This window comes from Clavibacter davisi (assembly GCF_052751415.1).
In genome coordinates this window covers 1,196,582-1,215,620 of the sequence record NZ_CP199882.1, presented here as the reverse complement: position 1 = coordinate 1,215,620, position 19,039 = coordinate 1,196,582, and the positions used below count along the sequence as shown (strand labels likewise).

The 19,039-nt window shown below is 74.5% G+C and carries 20 protein-coding genes and 1 tRNA gene; 10 read left to right on the top strand and 11 right to left on the bottom strand.

Annotated features, from left to right (window positions below; all coding sequences use genetic code 11):
• Nucleotides 1-14: 14 nt before the first annotated feature.
• Genes ACU4ZT_RS05800 through ACU4ZT_RS05790 form a run of 3 tightly spaced genes read left to right on the top strand, consistent with a single transcriptional unit; the run spans nt 15 to nt 2,712 of the window.
• Nucleotides 15-1,448 (top strand): dihydrolipoyl dehydrogenase family protein, encoded by a 1,434-nt coding sequence (locus tag ACU4ZT_RS05800; RefSeq protein ID WP_445338318.1) that lies wholly within the window; start codon nt 15-17, stop codon nt 1,446-1,448.
• Entirely contained in the window at nt 1,445-1,837 is a 393-nt protein-coding gene (locus ACU4ZT_RS05795) for a Fe-S oxidoreductase (RefSeq protein WP_414763190.1), read from the top strand. The genes ACU4ZT_RS05800 and ACU4ZT_RS05795 overlap by 4 nt, the downstream gene beginning before the upstream one ends.
• On the top strand, nt 1,834-2,712 hold the full coding sequence (locus ACU4ZT_RS05790) for an SDR family NAD(P)-dependent oxidoreductase (protein WP_270979260.1): 879 nt from the start codon (nt 1,834-1,836) through the stop codon (nt 2,710-2,712). The genes ACU4ZT_RS05795 and ACU4ZT_RS05790 overlap by 4 nt, the downstream gene beginning before the upstream one ends.
• 45 nt (nt 2,713-2,757) lie before the next feature.
• On the opposite strand, the gene ACU4ZT_RS05785 is transcribed toward ACU4ZT_RS05790, so the two are convergent.
• Both ACU4ZT_RS05785 and ACU4ZT_RS05780 read right to left on the bottom strand, forming a co-directional pair.
• Complete coding sequence (locus ACU4ZT_RS05785) at nt 2,758-3,162, bottom strand: SIP domain-containing protein (protein WP_445338315.1); 405 nt, start codon at nt 3,160-3,162, stop codon at nt 2,758-2,760.
• A 2-nt stretch (nt 3,163-3,164) separates the two neighbouring features.
• Nucleotides 3,165-4,157 carry a siderophore-interacting protein gene (locus ACU4ZT_RS05780; protein ID WP_445338313.1) on the bottom strand — a complete coding sequence of 331 codons (993 nt, stop codon included), beginning with the start codon at nt 4,155-4,157 and terminating at the stop codon, nt 3,165-3,167.
• Nucleotides 4,158-4,237: 80 nt separating this feature from the next.
• Between ACU4ZT_RS05780 and ACU4ZT_RS05775 the strand changes: the two genes are divergently transcribed.
• Nucleotides 4,238-4,975 carry a sulfite exporter TauE/SafE family protein gene (locus tag ACU4ZT_RS05775; protein WP_063072867.1) on the top strand — a complete coding sequence of 246 codons (738 nt, stop codon included), beginning with the start codon at nt 4,238-4,240 and terminating at the stop codon, nt 4,973-4,975.
• Nucleotides 4,976-4,999: 24 nt separating this feature from the next.
• On the opposite strand, the gene ACU4ZT_RS05770 is transcribed toward ACU4ZT_RS05775, so the two are convergent.
• The 3 genes from ACU4ZT_RS05770 to ACU4ZT_RS05760 form a co-directional block, all read right to left on the bottom strand.
• A complete protein-coding gene (locus ACU4ZT_RS05770) occupies nt 5,000-6,427 on the bottom strand; it encodes an amidase (protein ID WP_270979258.1) in 1,428 nt (475 codons plus the stop codon).
• Between the two features lie 85 nt (nt 6,428-6,512).
• Complete coding sequence (locus tag ACU4ZT_RS05765; RefSeq protein WP_445338310.1) at nt 6,513-8,672, bottom strand: bifunctional metallophosphatase/5'-nucleotidase; 2,160 nt, start codon at nt 8,670-8,672, stop codon at nt 6,513-6,515.
• A 163-nt stretch (nt 8,673-8,835) separates the two neighbouring features.
• Nucleotides 8,836-10,152: a LuxR C-terminal-related transcriptional regulator gene (locus ACU4ZT_RS05760; RefSeq protein WP_445338308.1), complete on the bottom strand. Its 1,317-nt coding sequence runs from the start codon at nt 10,150-10,152 to the stop codon at nt 8,836-8,838.
• Nucleotides 10,153-10,273: 121 nt separating this feature from the next.
• Here ACU4ZT_RS05760 and hxlB point away from each other — a divergent pair, with 121 nt between their 5' ends.
• Together hxlB and hxlA are read left to right on the top strand one after the other, a co-directional pair.
• Nucleotides 10,274-10,885, top strand: coding sequence for a 6-phospho-3-hexuloisomerase (gene hxlB, locus ACU4ZT_RS05755; RefSeq protein WP_445338306.1), 612 nt, complete (start codon nt 10,274-10,276; stop codon nt 10,883-10,885).
• Between the two features lie 59 nt (nt 10,886-10,944).
• Complete coding sequence (gene hxlA, locus ACU4ZT_RS05750; RefSeq protein ID WP_445338304.1) at nt 10,945-11,568, top strand: 3-hexulose-6-phosphate synthase; 624 nt, start codon at nt 10,945-10,947, stop codon at nt 11,566-11,568.
• A 79-nt stretch (nt 11,569-11,647) separates the two neighbouring features.
• On the opposite strand, the gene ACU4ZT_RS05745 is transcribed toward hxlA, so the two are convergent.
• Nucleotides 11,648-12,664, bottom strand: coding sequence for an NAD-dependent epimerase/dehydratase family protein (locus ACU4ZT_RS05745; protein ID WP_445338302.1), 1,017 nt, complete (start codon nt 12,662-12,664; stop codon nt 11,648-11,650).
• A complete protein-coding gene (locus ACU4ZT_RS05740; RefSeq protein WP_414748158.1) occupies nt 12,661-12,858 on the bottom strand; it encodes a hypothetical protein in 198 nt (65 codons plus the stop codon). Before ACU4ZT_RS05740 ends, ACU4ZT_RS05745 begins: the two co-directional genes overlap by 4 nt.
• Before the next feature lie 133 nt (nt 12,859-12,991).
• Between ACU4ZT_RS05740 and ACU4ZT_RS05735 the strand changes: the two genes are divergently transcribed.
• On the top strand, nt 12,992-14,098 hold the full coding sequence (locus ACU4ZT_RS05735; RefSeq protein ID WP_445338300.1) for a CPBP family intramembrane glutamic endopeptidase: 1,107 nt from the start codon (nt 12,992-12,994) through the stop codon (nt 14,096-14,098).
• On the opposite strand, the gene ACU4ZT_RS05730 is transcribed toward ACU4ZT_RS05735, so the two are convergent.
• From ACU4ZT_RS05730 to ACU4ZT_RS05715, 4 genes are all read right to left on the bottom strand, one after another.
• On the bottom strand, nt 13,980-14,669 hold the full coding sequence (locus tag ACU4ZT_RS05730; RefSeq protein WP_063072859.1) for a GNAT family N-acetyltransferase: 690 nt from the start codon (nt 14,667-14,669) through the stop codon (nt 13,980-13,982). The genes ACU4ZT_RS05735 and ACU4ZT_RS05730 overlap by 119 nt on opposite strands.
• Before the next feature lie 88 nt (nt 14,670-14,757).
• Nucleotides 14,758-15,444, bottom strand: a complete 687-nt coding sequence (locus ACU4ZT_RS05725) for a uracil-DNA glycosylase (RefSeq protein ID WP_063072858.1) — start codon at nt 15,442-15,444, stop codon at nt 14,758-14,760.
• 10 nt (nt 15,445-15,454) lie between these two features.
• Complete coding sequence (locus ACU4ZT_RS05720) at nt 15,455-16,177, bottom strand: Type 1 glutamine amidotransferase-like domain-containing protein (RefSeq protein WP_063072857.1); 723 nt, start codon at nt 16,175-16,177, stop codon at nt 15,455-15,457.
• 106 nt (nt 16,178-16,283) lie between these two features.
• A tRNA-Glu gene (locus ACU4ZT_RS05715) sits at nt 16,284-16,359 on the bottom strand.
• Nucleotides 16,360-16,463: 104 nt separating this feature from the next.
• Here ACU4ZT_RS05715 and ACU4ZT_RS05710 point away from each other — a divergent pair.
• The 3 genes from ACU4ZT_RS05710 to ACU4ZT_RS05700 all read left to right on the top strand — a co-directional run bounded on the left by ACU4ZT_RS05710 (nt 16,464) and on the right by ACU4ZT_RS05700 (nt 18,984).
• Nucleotides 16,464-17,102 carry an MBL fold metallo-hydrolase gene (locus ACU4ZT_RS05710; protein WP_063072856.1) on the top strand — a complete coding sequence of 213 codons (639 nt, stop codon included), beginning with the start codon at nt 16,464-16,466 and terminating at the stop codon, nt 17,100-17,102.
• A 119-nt stretch (nt 17,103-17,221) separates the two neighbouring features.
• On the top strand, nt 17,222-17,641 hold the full coding sequence (locus tag ACU4ZT_RS05705; RefSeq protein ID WP_414748162.1) for a DUF3592 domain-containing protein: 420 nt from the start codon (nt 17,222-17,224) through the stop codon (nt 17,639-17,641).
• 251 nt (nt 17,642-17,892) lie between these two features.
• Nucleotides 17,893-18,984 (top strand): TerC family protein, encoded by a 1,092-nt coding sequence (locus ACU4ZT_RS05700; protein ID WP_414763183.1) that lies wholly within the window; start codon nt 17,893-17,895, stop codon nt 18,982-18,984.
• The last annotated feature ends 55 nt before the right edge of the window (nt 18,985-19,039 follow it).

Below are 19,039 nucleotides of genomic sequence, written 5' to 3'. Positions count from 1 at the left end.
GTAGGGTCGGGACCATGACCTCCTACGACCTCATCGTCATCGGTGCCGGCCCCGTCGGCGAGAACGTCGCCGACCGCGCGAAGCAGGGCGGGCTCTCCGTGCTCGTCGTCGAGTCCGAGCTCGTGGGAGGCGAGTGCTCCTACTGGGCCTGCATGCCCAGCAAGGCGCTCCTCCGCTCCGGCAGCGCCCTCCGCGCGGCGCGCGCCGTCGCCGGGTCGAAGGAGGCCGTCACGGGCGACCTCGACGTGGCGGCGGTGCTGGAGCGCCGCGACTCCTTCACGAGCTCCTGGGACGACCAGGGCCAGGTGAGCTGGCTCGAGGGCATCGGCATCGACCTCGCGCGCGGCCACGGGCGCATCTCCGGTCCGCGCCGCGTCACGGTCACCGCGCCCGACGGATCCGTCACCGAGCACGCGGCGACGCACGCCGTCGCCGTCTCCACCGGCACCGCCGCCCTCCTGCCCGACATCCCGGGCCTCGCCGAGGCGCAGCCGTGGACGAGCCGCGAGGCCACGAGCGTCGAGGTCGTGCCGGCATCGCTCGTCGTCATCGGCGGCGGCGTCGTCGCGGCCGAGATGGCCACCGCGTTCGCGTCGCTCGGCAGCGCAGTCACGATCGTCGCGCGCAGCGGCCTCCTCGGCGGGCAGGAGCCGTTCGCGGGCGAGCTCGTCGCCGACAGCCTCCGCGGCATGGGCGTCGACGTGCGCCTCGGCGCCTCGCCCTCCCGGGTCACGCGCGACGGGGACGAGGTGCTCGTGGAGCTGTCCGACGGATCCTCCGTCACGGCCGCCGAGGTGCTCGTCGCCACCGGCCGCACCCCGCGCACCGACGACCTGGGCCTCGACACCGTGGGCCTCGAGCCCGGCGCGTACCTCGACGTGGACGACACGATGCTCGTCACGGGCGAGGTCAACGCGGACGCGCCGTGGCTGTACGCCGTCGGCGACGTCAACCACCGCGCGCTCCTCACCCACCAGGGCAAGTACCAGGCGCGCGCCGCGGGCGAGGTCATCGCCGCGCGCGCGACCGGCGGCACGGTCGACGACTCCCCCTGGGGCGTCCACGTCGCGACCGCCGACCACCGCGCCGTGCCGCAGGTCACGTTCACCGACCCCGAGGTCGCGAGCGTCGGCCTCACGGCGAAGGCGGCGGAGGACGCCGGCATCCGCACGCGCGTCGTCGACTTCGACCTCGGATCCGTCGCGGGCTCGAGCCTGCACGCCGACGGCTACGCGGGCCAGGCGCGCATGGTGGTCGACGAGGACCGCGGCGTCATCGTCGGCGTCACGTTCGTCGGCCCGGACGTCGCCGAGCTCCTGCACTCCGCCACCATCGCGGTCGTCGGCGAGGTGCCGCTCACGCGCCTCTGGCACGCCGTGCCGTCGTACCCCACCATCAGCGAGGTGTGGCTGCGCCTGCTCGAGACGTACGGGCGGCCGACCGCGTGATCCGGGCCGGCCTCGGCGCGGTCGCGGGCGCCGTCCGCGGCGTCCTGCTGGACTCCCCCGTCTCGCGCGCGGGCAGCGGCGTCGCCACGGGCATCGCGCTGTCCATCGGCCTGCCGCTCAGCACGGGCGAGGTGCGGCGCCAGGGCGACCTCATCGTCCTCACCGGCCTGCCGTCCTGGGTCTTCGGCCGCGGCGGCACGTGCATCGGCCGGGTGTACCTCACCCGCGACAACGCGGGGCCCGCGGTGCTCGAGCACGAGGCCGTTCACGTGACGCAGTGGCGGCGGTACGGCCTGCTCATGCCGCTGCTCTACGCGTGGGCCGGGCGGGATCCGCTGCGCAACCGGTTCGAGATCGAGGCGGGCCTGGAGAAGGGCGGCTACCGGTGACGGGCCCGCTCGACGGGCGCACGATCGTCATCACGGGCGCGAGCTCGGGCATCGGCCGCATCGCCGCGCGGGAGCTGCACGCGCGCGGCGCCGACGTGGTCGTGGTCGGCCGGGATCCGGAGCGCACGCGCGGCATCGCGGCGGAGCTCGGGGCTCGGCACGTCGTCGCCGACATGGACCGGCTGGCCGACGTGCGGCGGCTGGCCGCGACGCTCCTCGAGACGTGCCCGCGGATCCACGTGCTCGCCCTCAACGCCGGCAGCCTCGTGCCGCGGCGCGCCCGCACGGTCGACGGGCACGAGACGACGTTCCAGCGCAACGTGCTCGCGCCGTTCCTCCTCACGCGCCTGCTGCTGCCGCGGCTGGAGGAGACGCAGCGCGACCTCCGCGCCGACGAGAGCCCCGTGCGCGTCATCGGCACCGCGAGCCGCGCGAACCTCTGGGGTCGCGTGCGCCTCGACGACCTCGAGTGGCGGAAGCGCCCGTGGCTCGGCGGCTGGCAGGCGTACGGCACGTCGAAGGCGATGATGATCCTGATGATGCGCACGCTCGCCGAGCGCGTCGGCCCGCGCGGCATCGAGGCGGTCTCGTTCCATCCCGGACTCGTGCGCACGTCGTTCGGATCCGACAGCACCGTGATGCGCGCGGTGCTCGCGCTCTCGATGGGCGCCTACGGGATCTCCGCGGAGGCGGGCGCGGTGCCGCTCGTGCAGCTCGCGTCGGTGCCGGATCTGGGCGCGGCGAACGGCACCTACTTCGACCAGCTCACGCCCGACGGGAAGACCACCGCGCAGGCCGCGGACCGGCAGCTGGGGCGGGACCTGTGGGCGGCGCTGGAGCTCGCGGTCGGCGCCGACGGATCCGCCCGGCGCTGAGGCGCGCACGGCAGGCGGCGTCGGCGACGCGCAGCCGCCGGTGCGTCAGCGCGTCGCGAGCAGGTGCAGCAGGTCGTCGTGCCCGCCGACGTGTCCGCCGAGCAGCACGCTGACCTCGGTGACGGGGTGCTCGTCGGACATGGGCGCCGCGAACACCATCATCTCGCTGGCCCACGCGCCGACGGCCCGGGCGACCGCGGTCATGGGCGCGGCCGGCGCGCCGTCGACGCCCCGGCCGTCCCGCGTGATCACCGTGACGACCATGCGCGGCGGATGCGCGAGCGCGACCTCGACGGACGCATCCGGCACCTCGACGAAGACGCTGCCGCGCGTGCACATCGGCAGCGCGGCGAGCGCGGCCTGCGTCTGGGCGAGACCGGTCTCGTCGGTGACGAGCAGCACCTGCCGCTTCGTGCCCTTCGCGGCGCGCGTGCGGGTGGATCCGGCCATGCTCAGGAGCCCTCGGCCGCGCCGCGGCGCCAGTAGCCCATGAACGCGACCTGGCGGCGGTCGATGCCGGTGTCGCGCACGAGGAACCGGCGCATGGCCTTGATGCAGCCGGACTCCCCCGCGAGCCACGCGTAGAGCGTCGAGCCCTCGTGGACGACGGGCGCGTCCCAGACGATGCCGTCGGCGTCGTCCTCGGCGAGCGGCTGCGCGTCGGCGGCCAGCACGACCTCGGGGGTGGCGATGGCGCCGACCTTCACGTGGCAGTCGACCCAGTGGCGCACGGCCTCCTCAAGGCGCGACCCGTTCGGGCGGCCGTCGCGCGGCAGCCACGTGAGGTTCACGCCCTTCGGCACGCGCACCTCGAGGCGGTCGCCCGTGACGGGCACCTCGATGAAGGCGCAGCCCACGGCATCGTCCGGCAGCGAGGAGAGGATGTTGCAGATGGCGGGGGCGGCGGTCTCGTCGCCCGCGAGGAGCAGCGAGCGCGCGGCGCCCGGGTGCCACTCGATGCCGAGGCCGCGCGCGGGGCTCAGGGCGTCAGGCCCGATGAGGACCATGGGGTCGCCCACGGCCGCGGCGCCGGCCCAGCGGGAGGCGGGGCCCATGTCGCCGTGCAGCGCGAAGTCGACGTCGACCTCGCCGAGCTCCCGGCGGACCGCGCGGGACGTGTAGGTGCGGAGCGGGTTGCGCTCGGCGTCGGGCAGCGCGCGCCACCACGCGAACCAGTCGTCGCCGCCGACCCCGGTGAGGTCGGGCAGGCCGTGCTCGGCGACGGGCAGCAGCAGCTTGATGCGCTGGTCGAGGCACTCGTCGCCGAAGTCGCGCAGGTCGTCGCTCTGGAACGTGATGCGGAGGAACGTGGGGCTCACGCGCTCCGTGCGGGCGACGCGCGCGGCGAACGGCCGGTAGGCGGGGCGCTCGACCTCGGGTTGCTCCTCGACCACGGGCTCCACGGCGGCGGTGCTGCGGGCGTGGGTCGCAGTGGAGGTAAGCACAGCCTAAGTATGGCATGCCTTACCTCAGCGGTCGAGGGCGGGCAGCGGATCGGGCGCCCGATCCACGGGAGGATGTCAGGGTGATCGCCCCCGTCCTCGTCGCCGTCTTCGTGGGCGCGATCGCGCAGCGCGTGACGGGCCTCGGGTTCGCGCTGGTGGTGGCGCCCGTGCTCGTGATCCTGCTGGGGCCCTTCGACGGCGTGATGATCGTGAACCTCTGCAGCGTGCTCTCGGCCTCGCTCGTCCTCTCGGCCGTGCGGCGCGACGTGGAGTGGCGGCGCTACCTGCTGCTCGCCGGCCCCGCGGTGGTCGGCATCGTGCCGGGCGCGCTGCTCGCCTACCTGCTGCCGGAGCCGGCGCTCGAGATCGGGATCGGCGTGCTGCTGGTCGCCGCGCTCACGACATCGCTCGCGCTGCGGCGGACGACGCGCGTGGTCGACGGCCCCGGCGTGATGGCCGGCTTCGGCTTCGCCGCGGGCGTGATGAACGCCGCGGCCGGGATCGGCGGCCCGAGCGTGAGCGTCTACGCGGTCGTCAGTCGCTGGGAGCAGCGCGGGTTCGCGGCCACGCTGCAGCCGTTCTTCCTCACGACGGGCGCGGCGTCGCTCATCACGAAGCTCGTGCTGGCGCCGGAGCGCTGGCCGGACCTCGGCGCGGCGGCGTGGATCGGCATCGTCGTGACGCTCGTCGCGGGCGTCGGCGCGGGCACGCTGCTCGCGCCCCGCATCCCGGGCCGCGGGGCGCGCACGGCCGTCGTGGTCATCTCGTTCGCCGGTGCCGCGACGGCCATCGTCAAGGGCGTCAGCGCGCTCGCGTAGCCCCCGCGTCGACGACGCCGCGTCTCACCACTGCGGCGGGTGCCGCCGCTGCCAGTGCAGGCGCCGCTCGAGCTGGCGGCCGATCGCGAGGAGCGTCGCCTCGCCGCCGGGCCGCCCGATCAGCTGCACGCCCATCGGCAGGCCGTCGTCGGTGAGGTGCACCGGGAGCGTGATGGCGGGCAGGCCCGTGACGTTCGCGAACGACGTGTACGGCGTGTACTGCACCTGCTGCGCGAAGTTCCGCTCGCCGTCCTCCGCGTCGTACCAGCCGATCGGGCGCGGCTCCTGCGCGAGCGCGGGCGTGAGCACGGCGTCCACGTGCGCGAACTGGGCGATGACGCTGCGCTCGTAGGCGGTGAGCTGCGCGAGCGCGCGGGCGAGGTCGCGCGCGCTGAGGGCCCGGCCGCGCTCGACGAGCCAGCGCGTGAGCGGCTCGAGGAGGTCGAGCTCGGCGCCCTCGGCGGGGATCCCCGCGGCGCCCGCCTGCCAGATGGTGCGGAACGCGGGCGCGTAGGTCGGATCCGGCCGGAGCGCGAGGTCCTCGAGGCCGTGGCCGACGGCGGCGAGCTCGCGGACCGCGAGGGCCAGCGCGTCGCGGGCGGAGGGGTCGAGGGCGATCTCGTAGGCGTCGTCCCAGGGCGTGGTGGTCATCACGCCGATCTGGAAGCGGCCCTCGCCGCGGACGGCCGCGCCGAGCAGGTCGCCGTCGTGGTCCTCGGGCGCGCGCAGGGTGAACGGGTGCGGGATGCGGCCGTTGACACGGCCGATCATCGCGTCGAGCAGCATGGCCGCGTCGGCGACGCTGCGCGCGAGCGGGCCGGGCACCACGAGGCCCGCGAGCGACTCCTGGCCGGATCCCGCGGGCACCAGGCCGCGCGACGGCTTGAGGCCGACGAGGCCGGTCGCCGCCGCGGGGATGCGCACGGAGCCGCCGCCGTCGGATCCGGGCGCGAACGGCAGCAGGCCCGCGGCGACCGCGACGGCCGCTCCCCCGCTGGATCCGCCGGCGCCGCGCGTGGTGTCCCAGGGCGTGCGCGCGGGCGGCGCGACGAGGCTCTCGGTGTAGGAGGGCAGACCGAACTCGGGCGCGCTGGTCGTGCCGAGGCTGATGCCGCCCGCGTCGTCGAGGGCCTGCGGGATGGGGTCGGTGCGCTCGGACACGTGGTCGCGGAAGAGGCGCGAGCCGAAGGTGGTGCGGACGCCCGCGCGCTCGGAGAGGTCCTTGTCGCCGAACGGCAGGCCCCAGAGCGGCGCGGTGCGCGGCACCTCGCGTTCGACGTGGCGGGCGCGGTCGAGGGCGCGGTCGGCGTTGACGGTCGTGAAGGCGCCGAGTTGCGGATCCAGCCGCTCGATGCGCTCGAGGTAGTGGGTGACGAGCTCGGTCGGGGTGACCTCGCCGCGCTGGAGCTGGTCCCACTGGTCCTGGGCGCTGAGGTGGTGGAGTGCGAACACCGGTCCAGCGTAGGCCGGGCCGGACGCGCGGACGGGGCGGGCGCCGGTCTCCCGGCACCCGCCCCGTCCTGGGGATCCGCGATCGTCAGCGGCGCGCGGCCGCCGATGCGCGGCGGCGGAACGCGACGAGCGCGAGGCCGAGCGCGAGCGCCGCGAGCGAGGTGCCGAGGACGGGCCCCGCCTCGGATCCCGTCGCCGCGAGCGTCGGCTCGGTGCTGGGCGCGGGCACGACGCCCGTGCCGGACGGGACGACGGATCCGGCCGCCGTGTCGAGCGCGAAGAGCACCGACGCGCCCGTGCTCGGCAGCAGGAACGCGAGCTGGTGCGCGCCCGCGGCGAGGTCGGCCGGGATCGTGAACCGGACGCTCGCGCGGCCCTGCTCGTCGGTCGTGTCGACCACCGCGGCATCGATCGGCGTGCGCGCGACCTCCTCGCCGTCGATGAGCGTGACCACTTCGGTGTCCTGCACGGGCGCGTTCGAGACGAGGAGCGACGACAGCTCGTAGGAGCGCTCCTGGCCCGCGCGCGGCGCCGCGCCCGTCGTGTCGACGATGCCGATGGAGCGCGTCGCGGAGTCCGGATCGACCGGCGAGAACTCCGCCACGTAGTCGACGAAGGCCGTGAGGTCGACGCGCCCCGAGTCGCTCTGCTCGGTCGTGTTCGCGAGCTCGGTGAAGCCGTCGCCGCCCTCCGCGAGGAAGCTGTTCGCGACCATCGTGAAGACGCGCGCGGGATCCACGGGCGCGCCTCGGAAGAACAGGCCCGTGATCCGCTCGCCGCGCGCGGCCGTCGGGTCGTACGTGTAGGTGAGGTCGCGCGAGATGCCGAGCTTGAGGAAGGGGCGCGTGGCACCCTCGCCCTGCCACTGCTGCTCGAGCACCGCGCGGATCCCGGCGCCCGTGATCTTCGCGGTCGTCAACGTGTTGGCGAACGGCTGCACGATGGCGGCCTCCTTGTACGTCACCTCGCCCTCCGCGTCGCCCGCGCCCGAGGACGCGACCGCGAGGTCCTGGCGGATGCCGCCGGGGTTCATGAAGGCGATCTCCGTGCCGAGGTCCGCCTGCGTGGCCCACAGCTGCGCGTCGGCGACGAGGTTGCCGATGGTGGACTCGCCGCCGCGGTTCTCCGCGCCGTCCGCCTGGCGGGCGCGCCTGATGTCGCCCGTGATCTCGCCGACCGTGCGGCTGCCGATGACCTCGGCCTTCGCGACCGCGTCGTCGACGATGCGCTGCACCGCGGGATCCGCCGGGAACGCCGGCTTCCCCGCGGCGGTGAGCAGCGGCACGAGCTCGGAGGAGATGGAGGTGAGGGCCTTGGTGGCGGGATCCACCGTGAGCGACAGGTGCCCGAGGTTCGTGCCGTAGCTGCCGGTCTGCAGCACCGGGAGCGGGAGCGCCCTGCCCGCGACGGGCAGCTCGTAGTCGTAGCCGAGGTGCGTGTGGCCCGAGATCACCGCGTCGACGTCCTGCTGGACGCCCGTGACGATGCGGCCGAAGACCGAGTCGTCGGTGAGGGACGCCTCGTCGGAGGTGGACGCGCCCTCGTGCACGACGAGCACGACCACGTCCGCCTCGCCGTTCGCGTCGTCGCCGTCGCGGAGCGCGCGGGCGGTCGCGGTGGAGGCGTCGACGACGCTGCCGACGTCGAGCGTCGCGAGGCCGGCGGGGCTCACGAGCTCCGGCAGCGACTCGGTCGTGGCGCCGACGAACGCGACGCGCACGCCGCCGATGTCCTGCACGTCGTACGCCGCGTACGCGTGCTCCGTCGTGCCCTTCTCGTACAGATTGGCCGAGATGTAGGGGAAGTCCGACGCGGGGACGACGCGGTCGTCGACGTCGTCGCGGCCCTGGTCGAACTCGTGGTTGCCGAGGGTCGAGACGGAGACGCCCATCGCGTTGAGCGCGTCGAGCGTCGGCTGGTCCTGCTGCGAGAGCGAGGTGAAGGTGCTCGCGCCGATGTTGTCGCCCGCGGAGATGAGCGTGCTGTTCGGATTGGCGGCCTTCGCCTGCTGGAAGGCGCCGGAGATGACGGCGGCGCCCGCGGTGGACGACGTGGTCTCCAGGCGGCCGTGGAAGTCGTTGATCGAGTAGACGTCGATGGCGACGTCCCCCTCGGCGGCGGATGCGGGGGCGGCGCCGAGCCCGAGGGCGGCGGCGGACAGACCGGCCAGGAGGGCGAGGGCGCCCGTGCGGACGGCGCCGGAGCGCGCGGCCCCGGACGGGTGGCGGGTGGGGGCAGAGCGCATGCGGGGACGTCCTCGTTCGGGCGGGCGGGTGGTGGGGATGCCCAATACCTTACGTAGCCGAGGTTTCCATGGGGTTAACTCCCGCACCCGCTCCGAGGGCGCCCGGCGCCTCTCGCCCGGCGGCCGCCGCCCGCCGCCCGCCGCCCGGCGCCCGCCGCCCGCGTCAGCCGCGCACGAGCCCCGCGAGCTCCGCCCGGGTCGACGCGCCCATCTTCCGCAGCAGGTTCGCGACGTGGAACTTCACGGTGTTCTCGCTGATCCCGAGGGCGGTCGCGATGGCGCGGTTGCGGGATCCGCCGGCCACCAGCGCGAGCACCTCCCGCTCGCGGCCGCTGAGGCCCGCCTCCCCCGCGGCGTCGAGCCCCGCGGCGGGCGCGTCGAGCGGCAGGCGGACGGCGATCTCGGAACCCCAGCCGGGCGTCGCCGTCACCTCGAGCGTGCCGTCGAGCGCGGCGACCCGGTCGGTGAGGCGACGCAGCGCGTCGAGGTCGGCGGTGGTCGCGCCCGCGCCGTCATCGCGGATCCCGACGAGCAGGTTGCTGCCGTCGCAGTCCCACTGGATGCGCACGCGCGTCACGTCCGGCTCCTCCACGAGCGCGAGCACGGCGCCGCGGACGATGGCCCGGCCCGCGTGCGCGACCTCGCCCGGGAGCGCGCGGCCGTCCACGGGCGGCTCGACGAACTGCACGTCGAGGTCGCGGAAGCGCACGAGCGGCCGGAGGTCGTCGCGCAGGCGGGCGAACGCGCGCGCGACGGGCTCCTCGCCGAGCGAGCGGTCGCGGTCGGAGGCGGCCCGCAGCTCGACCATGGCGTTGGTGGCCAGGTCGGCGGCGGTCTGGCGGGCGGCCGCGTCGCCCGTGCGCGAGGAGCGCAGCACCGCGAGCAGCGACTCGAGCGTGGTCGCGTGCGCGTCGCCGAGCTCGGCGACGACGCGGGCCCGCTCCGAGGAGACGGCGCGGGCCTCCGCGAGGTAGGCGGGCGGGGCCGCGGCGACCTGCTGACGGATCCCGTGGGCCACGCTCCGCCAGAGCGCGCGCACCAGCTCGCGGGCGGCGGGCACGTCGTCGTGCGCGGCGACGGGATCCACGAGGACGAGGAGCGCGCCCGTGTCGGCGCGCCAGGCGGCGACCGTGCGCGGGCGTCCGCCGACCGGGTGCTCGACGGCCCAGGCGGAGCCGTCGTCGTCGTCGGATCCTGCCGCGAGGCTCGCGAGGATCCCGTCGAGCTCGGCGATGGTCACGTTCTCGACCACCTCCGCCTCGCCGGCCTTCTTGCGCGGGCGGCCCGTGCAGTCCTCCGTGAAGATCACGAGCGCGCGATGCGCGACCACCGGCTGCAGCAGCGTCGGCAGGGCGCCGGCCACCTCCTGCAACGGGGCGGCGAGCGCGTCGTGCAGGCCGCCGAGGAGGCCGACCGCGCCGGCGGCGGCGAGCGCGGACGGACGGGCGGCGGGCGGGGCGGGGTGGGTCCGGGGCGGCATCCTGCCACCGTACGCCCACCCGGAATCATGGGAGCCGTGCGCGGCACCTGCCCGGACGGGTAGGCGGATCCACCCGTCGGGTGGGCAGCGCGCACGCCGCGGCGCGGCCACCATGGACACGATGACGAACACGACGCCCGACTCCCGTCCGACCGGCGACGCCCCCGTCGACGTGGCCGCGGCCCTCACGCTCATCTCCGACGAGAACACCCGCGTGGCCCGCGCGCTGACGGAGCCGGACCTCGCGGAGCGCCTGGACGAGGCCGCCCGCGTGATCCGCGACGGCCGCCGCGTCTTCGCACTGGGCGCCGGCCGCTCCGGCCTCGCGCTCCGCATGACCGCCATGCGGTTCATGCACCTCGGTCTCCACGCGCACGTCGTCGGCGAGGCCACGTCGCCCGCGATCGAGGAGGGCGACGTCCTCCTCGTCGCGAGCGGATCCGGCACCACGGCGGGCATCGTGAGCGCCGCCGAGACCGCGCACGAGGTCGGCGCCCGCATCGTCGTGCTCACGACGGCCGACGACTCGCCGCTCGCCGGCCTCGCGGACGTGACCGTGCCGATCCCCGCGGCCGCCAAGCAGGACCACGGCGGCACGGTCTCCGAGCAGTACGCGGGCGGGCTCTTCGAGCTCTCCGTCGCGCTCGTCGGCGACGCCGTGTTCCACGCGCTGTGGCAGGCGTCCGGCCTCTCGGCCGACGACCTGTGGCCGCGCCACGCGAACCTCGAGTGACCGACGGTCACTGGATCCCCCACCACCACGACACGCATCACGACAGGAAGAGGAACCGCATGAAGCTCCAGGTAGCCATGGACGTGCTCACGACGAAGGACGCGCTCGAGCTGGCCGGCAAGGCCGCGCCGCACGTCGACATCATCGAGCTGGGCACCCCCCTCATCAAGGCCGAGGGCCTCTCCGCGATCACCGCGATCAAGGAGGCGCACCCCGACAAGATCGTCTTCGCCGACCTCAAGACGATGGACGCCGGCGAGCTCGAGGCCGACATCGCGTTCTCCGCGGGTGCCGACCTCGTGACCGTCCTCGGCGTCGCCGGTGACAGCACCATCGCGGGCGCCGTGAAGGCCGCGAAGAAGCACGGCAAGGGCATCGTCGTCGACCTCATCGGCGTCGCCGACAAGGCGACGCGCGCGAAGGAGGTCACCGAGCTCGGGGCCGAGTTCGTGGAGATGCACGCGGGCCTCGACGAGCAGGCGGAGGACGGCCACACGTTCGGCGACCTGCTCGAGGCGGGCAAGGCGTCCGGCGTGGCGTTCTCCGTCGCGGGCGGCGTGAAGCCCGGCACCATCGGCGACGTCCAGGACGCGGGCGCCGTGGTCGCCGTCGCCGGCGGCGCGATCTACTCGGCCGACGACCCGGCCGCGGCCGCCGCCGAGCTGCGGGCCGCGATCCGCTGATCCACCCGCGCGAACCACGAGCGCCGCGCACCCGTCCCCGGACGGTGCGCGGCGCTCGTGCGTGCGGGCGCGGGTCCCGTCAGCGCAGGTCGGAGAGGACCGCGAGCTCCTCGTCGCGCGTGAGCCCGGACCGCCGCGCCCGGTCGACCCCGCGGTCCCGCTCGCCCGCCAGCACGTCGCGCATCGTCTCGGCGAGCGGGCGACGCGCGACGCCCAGCGCCCGGATGCCCGCGTCGCTCCGGGCCAGCATCCCGCCCGCCTCGCGCGGCAGCCACAGCGGCAGCGACCGCGCGCCGGCCCAGTGCCGCACGCCGGCGTCCGCCAGCCGCGCGTCCGAGGCGACGACCCGCTCGCCCGTGGATCCCGCGGCGTCCGCCGCGAGGTCCAGCGCCTCCGCGAGCGGCACGCTCTCCCCCACCGCGTCCACCACGCCGTCGAGCCCGCGGACGCCGACCTCCACGACGAGGTCGGCGAGATCGCGCGCGTCGATCACCTGCACCCGGCGGTCGGACGCGTCGGGCACGAGCACCGGCCCGTCGCCCGCGAGCGCGAACCGCGCCGGCCAGTACCCGAACCGGTCGCTGTCGTCGCCCGGACCCGCCATGAGGCCGGGGCGCACGATCATGCGGCGTCCGGCGAGCGCTGCGGTCACCGCGCGCTCGGCCGCGACCTTGGCCTGGCCGTACTCGTCGAGGTCCACCGGATCCACGACCGCCGCCGACTCGTCGTCGCCCGCGCGCTCGAAGGACGCGTACACCGACACGGTGCTCACGAGGGTCCAGTGCCGGGCCCGGTCGGCGAGCGCCGCCACCGCGGCGCGCGCGTGCGCGGCCGAGGAGGTGAGGTCGACGACCTCGTCCCAGTCCGCAGACGCCACCGCGTCGTAGGCGTCGTCGCCGTCGCGGTCGGCGACGACGTGCCGCGCTCCCGCGGGAGCGGATCCCGAGGCGCCGCGCGCGAGGCACGTCACCCGGTCGCCGCGCGCCACCAGGCGCTCGGCGACGAGCCGGCCGATCCACGCGGTGCCGCCGAGCACGAGCACGTCGCGCGGCTCCCGCGCTCCGGCCGCCGATCGCCCGGCCCCCGCGGCGCTCACGCGTCGCGCGTCGGCGTGGGCTTCCCCGGCCGCACCGACGCGGTGTCCGCCACGTCGATCCGCGTCACGCCGTCCTCCGGCTCCGACACGTGGACGCGCGGCGCCGCATCCGACTCCACCGCCTTCGGGGCCGTGGTGAGCTGCTCGTGCCGCTTCTCGTCGAAGTCCTCGGGTCGGTCCTGATCCTGCTGCATCGGTGCGCCTCTCGTCCGGTCCACCGTACGCTGCACGGGCCGCCCGCCGGTCGCGCGCGACCCCGCCCCTCCGCCGCGCGCCCTCCGCCCTCGGGTGGATGTCCGCGCAGCCGTGCCCCGGTACCTTTGCCGCATGAGCGCACCGGAGCCGATGCCCCCCGCCTCGCCGTCGACGACCGGGGCCGCGGCCGTCGGCTTCCCGGTCCCCGCGCCGCCGGCCCTGCCGCCGCTCCCCGAGCGCCCGCCCGTGCCGTACCACCACGGCCTCCGCGACACCGGCGGTCCGTGGCGCGGCATCGTCGCGCTCGTCCTCGGCGCCATCGCCTTCTTCGTCCTGTCGCTCGTCTTCGGCCTCGTCGCCTTCGGCATCGAGTTCGCCACGGGCCGCCTCGACGCGTCGGACGCGTCGTCGCTCGAGACCATGACGCCCGTCATCATGCTGGCCACCAACCTCTCGCTCGCGGCCCTCATCCCCGTCTCGATGCTCCTCCAGCGCTGGCTCTTCGGCGTGCGCATGGGCACGCTGTCGTCCGTCGTCGGCCGCTTCCGCTGGCGCTGGCTCGGCCGCGTCGCGCTGGTGATCGCGCCGGTCTTCCTCGTCTACATCGCGGTCACGTTCGCGCTCGACCCCACCGGCGAGATCCGCGTCGACGGCGAGGTGGTCGCGTTCCTCGTCATCGTGCTGCTCACGACCCCGCTGCAGTCGGCGGGCGAGGAGTACGGCTTCCGCGGCCTCGTGCAGCGCTCGGTCGGATCCTGGTTCCGCGACACGCGGGTCGCGCTCGTCGTCGGTGCCATCGTCGCCAGCTCCCTCTTCGCGCTCGCCCACCTCGCCGAGGACCCGTGGCTCATCGCCTACTACTTCGTGTTCGGCATCTCGGCCACGATCTCCGCACGGCTGACCGGCGGCCTCGAGGCGCCCGTGCTCATCCACGCGCTCAACAACACGCTGCTGTTCATCCCCACGGCGCTCCTCGGCCAGATGTCCGAGTCGCTGGACCGCAGCGACGGCACCGGCGGCCCGTTCATGATCCTGCCGATGGCCGTGGTGCTCGGATCCGCCCTCCTCACCGGGTGGTGGGCCCGCCGACACCGCGTCGAGACCGTCGCGCCGCGCCCGCTCACCGCGAAGGAGCAGCTCCAGGAGCGGCAGCGGGCGTGGTGGGACGAGGAGCGTCGTCGCCAGGAGACGATCGCCGCATGGCCCGCGCCCACCGGCCCGGCCGCTCCGTCGGCTTGAGGCTCGCCTGCATGGTGACGGTGCCGAGCCAGCGCCCGAACTTCCAGCCGACGCGGCCCATCCGCCCGCTCTCGGTGAAGCCGAGCGACGCGTGCAGCCGGATGGACGCCTCGGCGCCCTGGTCGGCGATGACCGCGATGACCTCCCGGATCCGCGCCTCCCGGCACGCGTCGAGGAGCGCCTCCAGCAGCGCGCGGCCGAGGCCCTTGCCGGTGGACGCGGCGCCCAGGTAGATCGAGTCCTCCACCGTCGTGCGCGACGAGCGGCGGTTCCCGACGGGCTCCACGAGCGCGTAGCCGAGCACCTGGCCCGACGGCGAGACGGCGACGAGGAACGGCATCCCCATCCGCTCGAGCTGGCCGAATCGGCCGCGCCACCGGGCGAGCGTCATGCGGGTCTCGTCGAAGGTGACGGTGCTGTTCATGACGTAGTGGTTGTAGATCTCCCGGATGTCCGGGAGGTCGGAGACGGCGGCTGCGCGGATCTCGAAGGAGAACACGGGCACGGGCGGCGCGGGCTTCCGGAGGTGGGCGGGCAGGCGGCGCCTCGTCTGGTATTCCTCCTCGAGCATGGGGCGATCCTACGGCCAGGGCCGCGCGCCGGTCCGGGCGGTGTGCGTGGCCGTCGGCAGCGCGGATCAGGTGCGGACGGCCGCGGGCTCAGAGCCGCCAGTCGACCGGATCCGCGCCCTGCTCGCGGAGCAGCGCGTCGGCCCGGCTGAACGGCCTCGACCCGAAGAAGCCGCGCGATGCCGACAGCGGGCTCGGGTGCACGGACGTGATGGACGGCACGGGCGCGAGCATCGGCGCGAGCGACCCGGCGTCCTTGCCCCAGAGGACCGCGACGAGCGGGCCGCCGCGGTCGGCGAGCGCACGGATGGCGCACTCCGTCACGGCCTCCCAGCCCGTGCCGCGATGCGAGGCGGGCGCGCCCGGCCGCACCGTGAGCACGCGGTTGAGCAGCAGCACGCCGCTGCGGGTCCACGCGGTGAGGTCGCCGTGCTCGGGGGTCGGGATGCCGAGGTCGTCGCGCAGCTCCCGGTGGATGTTGACGAGGCTCCGCGGCACGGGCCGCACGTCGGGCTCGACCGAGAACGAGAGGCCGACGGGATGGCCGGGCGTGGGGTACGGATCCTGCCCCACGATGAGCACGCGCACGTCGGCGAGCGGCTGCTGGAACGCACGCAGCACGCGGTCCCCGGCGGGGAGGTAGGGACGGCCGGCGGCGACCTCGCCGCGCAGCCACTCGCCCATCCGCGCGATGTCGTCGGCGACGGGAACGAGCGCCTCGGCCCAGCCGGCGTCCATGAGGCCGCGCTCGACGAGCTCCGGCAGGGTCAGCGCCACGGGCGGCCGATCAGGAGGCGCCGGCGGAGCTGACGGTGACGCCGGTCTCCGAGCCGATGACCGACCAGACGCTGCCGCGCCCCTCGACGACCAGCTGGCCCTCGCCCACGATGAGCACGGTGCCCTCGTCGATGGCGACGCCGCCCTCGACGAGCCCGGCCTCGGTGGCGGCGATGAGCCGGGTGAGGGTGCCCCACTGCGCGGCGTGCACGTCGACCGCGACGTCGATGAGGCCGATGCCCTGCTCGACCGTGACCTCGTCGAGGTCCTCGCTCGCGGACTCCTGCACGACCTCGACGTCGCCGATGCGCCAGCCGCCGACGATGGCGGTCTCGGCGGCGACCGCGGCGCCGGCGGAGAAGCCGAGGTACGGGACGCCCGCGGTGACCTGGCGGCGGATCTCGCCGAAGACCGGCTCGAGCGCCTGGCGGTACGCGGGCGTGAGGCCCCCGCCGACGACGATGCCGTCGACGTCCTGCAGCTGCGCGACCTCGATGGATCCGCCCTCGGGCGCGAGCACCGCGACCGGCTCGCACGAACCGCCGGCACGCAGCGCCTGGGCGTACTGGTCGAACCACTCGGCGCCGAGGCCGTCGTGGACGAGGACCACGGCGATGCGGGCCGGCTCCAACCGGGCGGCCGCGGTCGCCCTCGTCGTCGCCTCGGACAGGAACCGCGCGAGGAGGGGGGTGTCGTCATCCGACAGGCCGCCTCCGACCAGGTGCACACTCACCCCTCGACGGTACAGGCCGCGGGTGTCGCCCCGAGCCGGATCCGCCGCCGGGGAGAAGAAGAAAGCCCGGGCCCTCCGTGAGGAGGGACCGGGCTGGATGATGCGGTGGTGACCCCAACCGGATTCGAACCGGTGTTACCGCCGTGAGAGGGCGGTGTCCTAGGCCGCTAAACGATGGGGCCGTTTTTGCAACTCGTCGAGTATGCCACAGCGCGCGCAGCCCGACCAAATCGAGCCCCGACCGGGCCGGTTTGCCCCCGCCGCCTCGACGGTGTTGGCTCCTCTCATGCGATTGACGAAGCTCGAGCACGCCGCCCTGGTCCTGGAACAGAGCGGACGGAAGCTCTTCATCGACCCGGGCTCCTTCACCACCCCCATCACGGAGGCGATGAACGCCGACGCGATCGTCATCACGCACGAGCACCCCGACCACTGGACGCCCGAGCAGCTGAAGCGGATCCTCGACAAGAACGAGGGCGTGCCCGTCTACGCGCCGTCCGGCGTGGCGGCCGCCGCGACCGACTTCGACGTGACCGTCGTCGAGGCGGGCGACGTCGTCGAGGTCGGCCCGTTCACGCTGCGCTTCTTCGGCGGCGACCACGCCGTCATCCACGAGTCGATCCCCGTCGTGCAGAACCTCGGCGTGCTCGTGAACGACGCCCTCTACTACGCGGGCGACTCGTTCACGATCCCCGAGGGCGTGGAGGTCGACCTCCTGGCCGCTCCGGCCGGCGCGCCCTGGATGAAGATCAGCGAGTCCATCGACTACGTCCTCGCCGTGAAGCCGCGTCGCGCGTTCCCCACCCACGAGATGGTGCTGTCGGCGGCGGGCAAGGCCATGTCGAACGGGCGCCTGCAGTGGGCGACCGAGCAGGGCGGCGGCGAGTTCCACGCGCTCGAGCCCGGCGACAGCATCGACCTCTAGGCGGCGGGCCGAGCGACGCCGCTCCGCGCCTCCCCCGCCCGGACCGCGGCGGGCGCCCCGATAGCATCGAGCTCCGGGCCCGGTCGGGTCCACCACGAGCGGACGCGGGGGCACCACGCATGGACGGTCTCGCCGCGGCGTCCCTCATCATCGAGTTCCTCACCTGGATCGCGCTCGTCCCGGGCATCGCGCTCTACGTGGCGGGCGTCTCCGTCCGCGTGCTCGGCCGCCGCTGGACGGCGACGGAGGGGCTCGTGGCCGACGCGCCGGCGGGCCACGACGGCGCCGGATCCGCCCGCGTCCTCCGGTGGTTCGACGACGACGGCGACGTGCACGAGGCGCCCGCCGACACCGACGAGACCCGCGACCTGGCCGCCGGATCCGACGTGCGCGTCTGGTTCTCGCCGCGCGCCCCCTGGCGGGTCCGCACCCACGCGCCCGAGCTCGACGGCCGTGCGCTCCGCATCACCGGGCTCGTGCTGCTCGGCATCGGCGCCGTCGCGGCGGTCGCCGGCATCGCGCTGCTCTTCCTCGAGTAGCGGGACTCCTACGCCGGGCCCGAGCACGCTCGCCCGGCTGGGGATCCGCCCGCGTGGTCGGATGCGCTCCATGCGGCCGTATACACTCGTGTCCCGAAGGGGAGTACTCCCATCCGGCGGTCGTGTCGTCAATACGGTCGGACCACTCCGACCCGTGCGGCCGGTTCCGTGAGCAGCAGCTCGCGGGGTGGAGGAGACCTTCAGTACCCCACCGGACCCACAAGCGGTCCGAGTACTGGAGAACCCCCGAAATGGATGTCCCCTTCTGGCTCTGGGCCGCGACCATCGCGGCCGTCCTCGGCCTGCTCGTCTTCGACTTCTTCGCGCACGTGCGGAAGGCGCACGAGCCGACGCTGAAGGAGTCCGCGACCTGGTCGGTCGTCTACATCGTCATCGCGCTCGTCTTCGGCGTGGGCGTCGGCGTCTTCTCGAACTGGACCTTCGGCGGCGAGTACTTCGCCGGCTACGTGACGGAGAAGGCGCTGAGCGTCGACAACCTCTTCGTCTTCCTCATCATCATGTCGAGCTTCGCCGTGCCGCGGGCCTTCCAGCAGAAGGTGCTGCTCGTCGGCATCGCCATCGCGCTCGTGATGCGCGGCATCTTCATCGCGATGGGCTCCGCGATCATCGACAACTTCTCCTGGGTGTTCTACCTCTTCGGCGCCCTGCTCCTCGTCATGGCCTACAAGCAGATGAAGGAGACGCACGACGAGGACGAGTCCGACTCGAAGCTCATCCGCGTGCTCCGCCGCTTCATCCCCACCTCGGACCACTACGACGGCGACAAGCTCACGACCCGCGTCGACGGCAAGAAGCTCTTCACCCCGATGTTCCTGGTGATGCTCGCCATCGGCCTCACCGACGTGCTGTTCGCGCTCGACTCCATCCCCGCGATCTTCGGGCTGACGCAGGAGGCGTACATCGTCTTCACCGCCAACGCCTTCGCGCTGCTCGGCCTCCGCCAGCTGTACTTCCTGATCTCCGGCCTCCTCGAGCGCCTGGTCTACCTGTCGCAGGGCCTCGCGGTCATCCTCGGCTTCATCGCCGTGAAGCTCGTGCTGCACGCCATGCACGTCAACGAGGTGCCCTTCATCAACGGCGGCGAGCCGATGCTGTGGGCCCCGGAGATCCCGATCTGGTTCTCGCTGTCGTTCATCCTCCTCACCATCACGGTGGCGACCGTCGCCAGCCTCGCGAAGACGAAGCGCGACGCGTCCGCCGTGGAGGGCACCGACCAGGCGGCCGCCGTCGAGGGCGAGAAGGCCCCCGCCGACGCGGACGACGACGCGGCGCGCGGCTCCGGCCGCAGCGTGGAAGCGGACGCGGACGCCCCGCGCCGCTAGCGCTCCCGGCACGACCACGACGCCCGCTCCCGGACTCGGGGGCGGGCGTCGTCGC

Excerpts from the sequence above, each read along its gene's own strand:
- ACU4ZT_RS05800 (WP_445338318.1), top strand. The coding sequence starts at position 15 with ATGACCTCCTACGACCTCATCGTCATCGGTGCCGGCCCCGTCGGCGAG.
- ACU4ZT_RS05785 (WP_445338315.1), bottom strand. The coding sequence starts at position 3,162 with ATGGCCGGATCCACCCGCACGCGCGCCGCGAAGGGCACGAAGCGGCAG.
- ACU4ZT_RS05765 (WP_445338310.1), bottom strand. The coding sequence starts at position 8,672 with ATGCGCTCTGCCCCCACCCGCCACCCGTCCGGGGCCGCGCGCTCCGGC.
- ACU4ZT_RS05760 (WP_445338308.1), bottom strand. The coding sequence starts at position 10,152 with ATGCCGCCCCGGACCCACCCCGCCCCGCCCGCCGCCCGTCCGTCCGCG.
- hxlB (WP_445338306.1), top strand. The coding sequence starts at position 10,274 with ATGACGAACACGACGCCCGACTCCCGTCCGACCGGCGACGCCCCCGTC.
- hxlA (WP_445338304.1), top strand. The coding sequence starts at position 10,945 with ATGAAGCTCCAGGTAGCCATGGACGTGCTCACGACGAAGGACGCGCTC.
- ACU4ZT_RS05740 (WP_414748158.1), bottom strand. The coding sequence starts at position 12,858 with ATGCAGCAGGATCAGGACCGACCCGAGGACTTCGACGAGAAGCGGCAC.
- ACU4ZT_RS05735 (WP_445338300.1), top strand. The coding sequence starts at position 12,992 with ATGAGCGCACCGGAGCCGATGCCCCCCGCCTCGCCGTCGACGACCGGG.
- ACU4ZT_RS05730 (WP_063072859.1), bottom strand. The coding sequence starts at position 14,669 with ATGCTCGAGGAGGAATACCAGACGAGGCGCCGCCTGCCCGCCCACCTC.
- ACU4ZT_RS05710 (WP_063072856.1), top strand. The coding sequence starts at position 16,464 with ATGCGATTGACGAAGCTCGAGCACGCCGCCCTGGTCCTGGAACAGAGC.
- ACU4ZT_RS05705 (WP_414748162.1), top strand. The coding sequence starts at position 17,222 with ATGGACGGTCTCGCCGCGGCGTCCCTCATCATCGAGTTCCTCACCTGG.
- ACU4ZT_RS05700 (WP_414763183.1), top strand. The coding sequence starts at position 17,893 with ATGGATGTCCCCTTCTGGCTCTGGGCCGCGACCATCGCGGCCGTCCTC.